Origin of the sequence: Rhodococcus sp. EPR-134 (genome assembly GCF_001647205.1) — a bacterium.
Classification (GTDB): Bacteria; Actinomycetota; Actinomycetes; order Mycobacteriales; family Mycobacteriaceae; genus Rhodococcus_F; species Rhodococcus_F qingshengii.
The window spans coordinates 1-6679 of record NZ_LVCT01000512.1; the positions used below are offsets into that span (position 1 = coordinate 1).

Annotated in this window: 8 protein-coding genes; 5 read left to right on the forward strand and 3 right to left on the reverse strand. The window is 61.4% G+C overall.

Going from position 1 to position 6679, the window contains the following annotated elements; translation table 11 throughout:
- Together A2J01_RS23480 and A2J01_RS23485 are read left to right on the forward strand one after the other, a co-directional pair.
- Nucleotides 1-631, forward strand: a 631-nt coding sequence (locus A2J01_RS23480) for a zinc-binding dehydrogenase (protein ID WP_156519374.1), incomplete at its 5' end; no start/stop codon positions are given.
- The gene (locus A2J01_RS23485) at nucleotides 628-1254 is read left to right on the forward strand and encodes an MBL fold metallo-hydrolase (protein ID WP_007730862.1); all 627 of its coding nucleotides are present in this window, start codon (nucleotides 628-630) and stop codon (nucleotides 1252-1254) included. The genes A2J01_RS23480 and A2J01_RS23485, both read left to right, overlap by 4 nt.
- A gap of 49 nt (nucleotides 1255-1303) precedes the next feature.
- On the opposite strand, the gene A2J01_RS23490 is transcribed toward A2J01_RS23485, so the two are convergent.
- Nucleotides 1304-2296, reverse strand: a complete 993-nt coding sequence (locus A2J01_RS23490) for a phosphotransferase enzyme family protein (RefSeq protein ID WP_064113700.1) — start codon at nucleotides 2294-2296, stop codon at nucleotides 1304-1306.
- A gap of 82 nt (nucleotides 2297-2378) precedes the next feature.
- Nucleotides 2379-2870, reverse strand: coding sequence for an Lrp/AsnC family transcriptional regulator (locus A2J01_RS23495; RefSeq protein WP_007730865.1), 492 nt, complete (start codon nucleotides 2868-2870; stop codon nucleotides 2379-2381).
- 137 nt (nucleotides 2871-3007) lie between these two features.
- Between A2J01_RS23495 and kynB the strand changes: the two genes are divergently transcribed.
- Genes kynB through A2J01_RS23510 form a run of 3 tightly spaced genes read left to right on the forward strand, consistent with a single transcriptional unit; the run spans nucleotide 3008 to nucleotide 6472 of the window.
- Nucleotides 3008-3724 (forward strand): arylformamidase, encoded by a 717-nt coding sequence (gene kynB / locus A2J01_RS23500; RefSeq protein ID WP_054187492.1) that lies wholly within the window; start codon nucleotides 3008-3010, stop codon nucleotides 3722-3724.
- On the forward strand, nucleotides 3721-4986 hold the full coding sequence (gene kynU, locus A2J01_RS23505; RefSeq protein ID WP_054187491.1) for a kynureninase: 1266 nt from the start codon (nucleotides 3721-3723) through the stop codon (nucleotides 4984-4986). Before kynB ends, kynU begins: the two co-directional genes overlap by 4 nt.
- A 52-nt stretch (nucleotides 4987-5038) precedes the next feature.
- Nucleotides 5039-6472, forward strand: coding sequence for an amino acid permease (locus A2J01_RS23510; RefSeq protein WP_064113701.1), 1434 nt, complete (start codon nucleotides 5039-5041; stop codon nucleotides 6470-6472).
- A gap of 13 nt (nucleotides 6473-6485) precedes the next feature.
- On the opposite strand, the gene A2J01_RS23515 is transcribed toward A2J01_RS23510, so the two are convergent.
- On the reverse strand, nucleotides 6486-6679 hold a 194-nt coding region (locus A2J01_RS23515), incomplete at its 5' end, for a dienelactone hydrolase family protein (protein WP_197494280.1).

The following is a 6679-nucleotide window of genomic DNA, read 5'->3' on the forward strand; positions in this document are numbered from 1 at the left end:
TCCGGCTGTCGTCGGACTGCTCGGTTGCGGCGTCATGGCCGGCATGGGTGCCGCGATGAACACCGGCAACGTCGGACGCGGTGATTCAGTGGCCGTGATCGGGTGTGGCGGCGTCGGCGACGCAGCGATCATGGGTTCACGCCTGGCCGGTGCCAATACCATCATCGCCATCGACCGGGATCCTCGAAAGCTGGAGTGGGCCACGGAACTTGGTGCCACGCACACGATCAATGCCACCGAGGTCGACGACGTCGTCGAAGCGGTCCAGGAGCTGACCGGAGGTTTCGGCGCCGACGTGGTTGTCGACGCAGTCGGCCGTCCCGAGACCTGGAAGCAGGCGTTCTACGCCCGCGACCTCGCGGGAACCGTAGTGCTGGTGGGAGTTCCGACGCCGGACATGAAGCTGGAAATGCCGCTGGTGGACTTCTTCTCGCGCGGCGGAGCCCTCAAGTCGTCGTGGTACGGCGACTGCCTGCCCGAGCGTGACTTCCCCGTTCTGGTCGACCTGTACCAGCAGGGGCGTCTGCCGCTCGAGAAGTTCGTCAGCGAGCGCATCAAGCTCGACGAGGTCGAGAAGGCATTCGAGACGATGCACCGCGGCGAGGTCCTTCGTTCGGTGGTGGTCCTGTGACATTGCGAGTCGATCGCGTCGTCACCTCGGGCACGTTCAGCCTCGACGGCGGAACATGGGACGTCGACAACAACATCTGGCTGATCGGTGACGACAACGAAGTGGTGATCGTCGACGCAGCTCACACCGCGCAGCCGATCATCGACGCTGTCGGTGGACGCAAGGTGATCGGAATCGTCTGCACCCACGGCCACAACGACCACGTCACCGTTGCGCCGGAGCTGGCCGAGAAACTCGACGCTCCGATCTACCTGAACCCGGCCGACGATGTCCTCTGGGAGATGACTCACCCCGGGGTGAAGCATCTGAGCTTGGAAGATGATCAGCGTATTGCTGTGGCGGGTACGGACATTCTGGCCATCCACACACCGGGCCATTCCCCGGGGTCGACCTGCCTCTACCTGCCCGAGGCGGGGGAACTGTTCAGCGGCGACACCTTGTTCTCCGGTGGACCCGGCGCAACGGGGCGGTCGTACTCAGACTTCCCGACCATCATCGGGTCCATTCGCGACAAGCTGTTCGCGCTCCCCGCCGAGACCAAGGTTCACACCGGTCACGGCGACGGCACCACGATCGGCACCGAGGCACCGCACCTCGAAGAATGGATCCGCGCCGGATCCTGATGTGATCAGAACGAAAGTGGGGACGCCGGTACCGGCGTCCCCACTTTTGTCACAACGCTGATGCCCAACCGGCGGTGTCGTTCTCACCCGGGATTGCCATCAGGCCGTGCCACAGCTCGAGGATCTCGAACCATTCTGTCTCGGATCGGCTGAGGGGACGGACGGATTCGTAGCCGGCGCGCAGGCTCTGCCGTACCGCGATCGGTGTCGGTCGCCAATCGGTGAACAGGGTGCCCAGATAGACGCTTGCCTTGGCCAGGTCGCTCACCCGGTGGTCGATCACCACGTCGTCGAAGTCGAGTACTCCGGTGGTCCGAGAGTTTCGAGTCAAGATGTTGGCTGCACGGAAGTCGTTGTGTACCAGTTGAGTTTGGTCATCGAGCTCGGACGCACGCGCCAGGAGGCCCACGAGCCTACGCGTTGCCTCAGGCGCGAACCCGCGGTCGAAATTCTCGAGCCAACCACCGATGCGCTCCTTCAACCCGGTGCTGCGCGACGAGAAAACCGATCCGTCGACATGGGTGGCGCCGAGCGTTCGGTGTATTTCTGCCAGACATGCTCCTGCCGAACGGACCGCCGCGCGGTCTTGCACGTCCAACCAATCTCCCGCCAACTCCGGCAGTACGGTGAATGACACTGCGCACGAAGGCCCTTCCAGTGTTTCCCAGGCCAGCAGTGTTTCCCGGACCAGCAGTGTTTCCCGGTCCAATCCGTTCAGGGACGTGATTGGTGACGGAACGGGCACGCCCTGCGCGGCGAGTGCGCTCAGCAGGCGCGTCGACGCCTCCAGGTTCGCGAAGCGCTCTGTGGCGCGCGACCACTTCACCACCAGCCCACCGCGGTCGCTCGCAACCCACACGATCGCGTTCTGGTCACTGATCGCCATTCGCGAGCATTCGAGGGCCGTCAATCCCCAAGTCTGCTCGAGTACCGCCGAGACCCAATGGGTGGCTGCGCGGAAGCTGTTGAATCCGAATCGCTGCTTCAGAGCGGCTTCCGACTCCACCGACTCCCAGAGCATGGACAACCCGAGTGGCAACATGCCGTTCGACTCTAGTGGGGGAAGTTCGAATCGAGGTGTCGATCTCGGAAGCACCCGAAGACGCCTTGGCGACAGCTGCAGTTCAGCCGCCTTGACTCAGTTCGCTGAAGATCAGGTTGGTCTGGGTATTGGCGATGGCCGGATCGTTGAGGTGCGCGCTGACGAAATCGCGAAGCCGAGTGGGGGATTCACACGACACGTGTACCAGGAGATCACGGTCCCCACTCATCAGGAACACTCGCTGAACGGAATCCAATCCGCTCAGGTGCTCGGCAATTTCCGTCATCCGGCTCCTGGCGTGGGAGTGAATCAGAATCGACACCATCGCCGAGATCTCGAGGCCGAGTAGCTCGAGGTCTATGTCTGCGTGAAACCCCTTGATGACGCCCGATTCGCGTAGCGCACGCATCCGCGCCAGAGCGGTCGACGGCGCTATCCCGACCTTCTCGGCGAGTGCGTTGTTGGGGATGCGTGCATCCCGGACGAGTTCGCGGAGAATCGCTGTATCGACGTCGTCGAGCCGAACATGATTCGGCCGAGCTGCGGCAGCTGCCCGTTCGATCGCATTTATCATCCGATTTCTCCCTGCCGTCGCGAAAATATTCAGCATCTATTGACCGCGCCCGTCGATGATCCTAGCTTTTGCCAAACACATCGAATTATCAAACGGTCGAGATCGACACAGTCGACTGTTGCGACGAAGGGGTCTGGATGTTTCCGAGGATCGGCCGCCACACGGGCGACTGGAGGGCGCGGTTGATCGACATCAGCCCGCCGATCTCCGAATCGACGCCCGTGTGGCCAGGCGATACCGCCTTCACCCGCGCTGTCACGTCCGACCTCGGCGGCAGTGACGCCGTCACCATCAACCGAATCACCACCACTCCGCATATCGGTGCTCACGCCGATGCGCCGGCGCACACTCGCATCGACGGCGCGACCATTGGTTCCGTTCCCCTCGAGCCCTATCTCGGCGAAGCACTGGTGGTCGACATGACGGGGGTCGACGGTGCCGCCTGCATCAGGCCCGTCGAAGAGACGGTGGAGCGACTCGGCGGACATCTGCCGCAACGGCTGATTCTGAGGACGTACCCGAAGTACCCACGCAAGTGGGACAACGACTTCGCCGGTGTATCTCCGGAGCTGACCCACTGGTTCGCCGACCGCGGTGGAGTTCTGATCGGAATCGACGGCGCCTCGTTCGATCCGATGGACAGCAAGACCATGGACGGGCACCACGCGGCAAGCGATCGTAGCGTCGCGATCCTCGAAGGACTTTGCCTCGACGACGTCGACGAAGGCTACTACGAGTTGATCGCACTGCCGCTGAAGTTCCTCGACCTCGATGCCAGCCCGGTACGCGCCGTGCTCCGGACTCTGCCTTCATCACCCTCAACGCCGACACATGCAGGAGAAGAATCGTCATGACATCGACAACCACACTTTCGTTGGAAGACTGCGTCAAGGCCGACGCAGTGGATCCCCTGAGGGAGTTCCGCCGCGAGTTCGCGATTCCGGAGGGCGTTCTCTACTTCGACGGAAACTCGCTCGGCGCGCGTCCCATTGCCGCGCAGGAATGCGCCGCGAGAGTGATCGGCGACGAGTGGGGCAACGGCTTGGTTCGCAGTTGGAACGAGGCTGGATGGTTCGACCTCCCGGTCCGCCTCGGTGACAAACTTGCCCCGTTGCTGGGAGCAGGTGAAGGCGAAGTGGTAGTAACGGATTCGACGTCGATCAACCTGTTCAAGGCATTGGCCTCCGCGCTGTCCATCGCGGCTGCACAGGATCCCAGCCGGAAGGTGATCGTCTCCGAGCGCGACAATTTCCCCACTGACCTCTACATTGCGGAGGGCATCATCTCGCTGCTCGATCAGGGATACGAACTACGCCTGATCGACCAACCGGGCGACCTCACCGAAGCAGTAGGACCGGACACCGCCGTAGTGATGTTGTCGCACGTCAACTACCGCACCGGAAACCTGTATGCGATGACGGAAGTCACTGCAGCAGTGCAGGAACGTGGCGCCCTCATGATCTGGGATCTCGCACACTCGGCCGGCGCCGTCACTGTCGATCTGAGCGGTGCCGACGCCGACTTCGCGGTGGGGTGTACGTACAAGTACCTCAACGGTGGTCCGGGTTCACCTGCATTCATCTGGGTCAACCGTCGCCATCAGAACACCGGAATCCAGCCGCTGTCCGGGTGGTGGGGGCACGCGCGACCATTTGCGATGGAGTCGGCCTACGAACCCGGCGCAGGAATACGACGGTTTCTGAGTGGTACTCAACCCATCACGTCGTTGTCACTCGTCGAGTGTGGTCTCGACGTCATGCTCAAAGCTGACATGGCCGACATCCGCAGCAAGTCGCTCGCGCTGGCCGATCTCTTCATCAGCCTCGTCGAGGAGCGTTGCGCTGCTTACGGTTTGGAGTTGATCACGCCGCGCGAACACGAGAGTCGTGGATCGCACGTGAGTTTTGTTCATCCCGAGGGCTATTCCATCATGAAGGCTCTCATCGCGCGGGGCGTCATCGGCGACTACCGCGAACCAGGAGTGCTGAGGTTCGGTATCACTCCGCTCTATCTCGGATACGCCGACGTGTGGAACGCCGTCGACGTGTTGCGAGACATCCTCGAGAACAAGTCCTGGGATCGCCCCGAATTCCGCGAGCGCGACGCAGTCACCTGATTCTTCCAAGTTTCCGCGGACCGGGAGGTACCGCCTTTCGCAAGGAGCTTTCATGAGTGATTTCGAAAACATTCAGCAGCGAGAATCAGGTCTCAAACGCGAACTCGGCCCCAAGCAGATGAGCATGATCGCGCTCGGCGGTGCAATCGGCACCGGACTCTTCCTCGGCAGTAAGTTCGCCATCGGCTTTGCCGGCCCGAGCGTCATCATCAGTTACGCGATCGGCGGGTTGATCGCCCTCCTGCTGATGGGTGCCCTCGCCGAAATGACTGTTGCACATGCGACATCAGGTTCGTTCGGTGCGTACGCAGAGTTCTACGTCGGACCGTTGATCGGCTTCCTCGTTCGCTATCTCTACTGGTCGTGCATCGTCCTCGCGGTCGGTACCGAGGTCACCGCAATCGGTGAGTATATGCAGTTCTGGTTCGCCGACGTACCGTCATGGCTGTGGATCGTGTTGTTCTCCGGAGTGCTGATCGGCGTGAACATGTTCAACGTCAAGGCCTTCGGAACGATGGAGTACTGGTTCTCGACGATCAAGGTCTTCGCGATCGTGGCGTTCATCGTGATGGCAGCGTACGTAGTGTTCGGTAGCGGGAACCCGGACTACGGATTTCACAACTACACGGCCGGTGGCGGATTCTTCCCGAATGGTTTGTCCGGCATGTGGTTTGCCGTGATCGTATCGATCTTCAGCTACTTGAGCATCGAGATGATCGCCATTGCAGCCGGTGAGGCGGAAAACCCCGCGGTGGCGGTGAAGAAGGCGTTCCGTGTGACGATCGTCCGACTGTTCGTCTTCTACATCGCAACGCTTGCCCTGATTCTGGCAATCGCTCCGATGGACAAGATCTTGAGCGGCGGAAGTCCCTTCGTCACGGTGATGCAGGTTGTGAAGATTCCGGGCGCAGACAGTGTGCTGAACTTCGTGGTGATCATCGCCGCGCTGTCCGCGATGAACAGTCAGCTGTACGTGTCTTCGCGAATGATGTTCTCGCTCTCCCGTGCTGGTGACGCGCCGGCCATTCTCGGCAAGGTCAGGGCCAACGGCTCACCGGTCAATGCCTTGCTGCTGTCGACGTCGGGTATCGCCGTCGCAACCATCGTCTACGTGCTCTTTCCCGAGCAGGCATTCACCTTGATGATCTCGCTGTCGATGTTCGGGGCGATGGCGACGTGGCTGCTGATCTTCGTGACGCACTGGTTCTTTCGCAAGCGGATGGCGAGCGAAGGACGAACCCTCTCGTTCACGATTCCGTTCTTCCCGGTGGGGACGATACTGGGTGGTGTCCTCATGGTCGCGATCCTCGTCACGACATTGTGGGTCGAGGATTTCAAGATGACCTTGGTGTTCGGGGTGCCGTTTGTTCTTGCCGTGATCGGCATCTACTACTTCACCCGATCACGTCGGGCGCAGAGTCGAGCGGTAACGGCTGAACAGGTTCAGGACGAGATCACCGGCACGGTGGTCAAGCGGGTTCCCTGACTTACATTGGCAATCACAGGGTTTCGGCGAAAAACTCCATAGTGCGGGTCCAGGCGAGGGCAGCAGAATCCGGGGCGTAGTGGCTGGTCGAAGTGTCGTTGTTGAACGCGTGGCCGGCGTCGGCATAGCGGTACACCCGGGCGAGATCGGACGCGGTTGCGCGCAATTGCTCGACGCTCTCCGGCGGGATACTCGGATCGAGGTCGC

Coding starts and splice junctions, on each gene's coding strand:
- A2J01_RS23490 (WP_064113700.1), bottom strand. CDS start 2,296: ATGTTGCCACTCGGGTTGTCCATGCTCTGGGAGTCGGTGGAGTCGGAA.
- kynU (WP_054187491.1), top strand. CDS start 3,721: ATGACATCGACAACCACACTTTCGTTGGAAGACTGCGTCAAGGCCGAC.
- kynB (WP_054187492.1), top strand. CDS start 3,008: ATGTTTCCGAGGATCGGCCGCCACACGGGCGACTGGAGGGCGCGGTTG.
- A2J01_RS23495 (WP_007730865.1), bottom strand. CDS start 2,870: ATGATAAATGCGATCGAACGGGCAGCTGCCGCAGCTCGGCCGAATCAT.
- A2J01_RS23510 (WP_064113701.1), top strand. CDS start 5,039: ATGAGTGATTTCGAAAACATTCAGCAGCGAGAATCAGGTCTCAAACGC.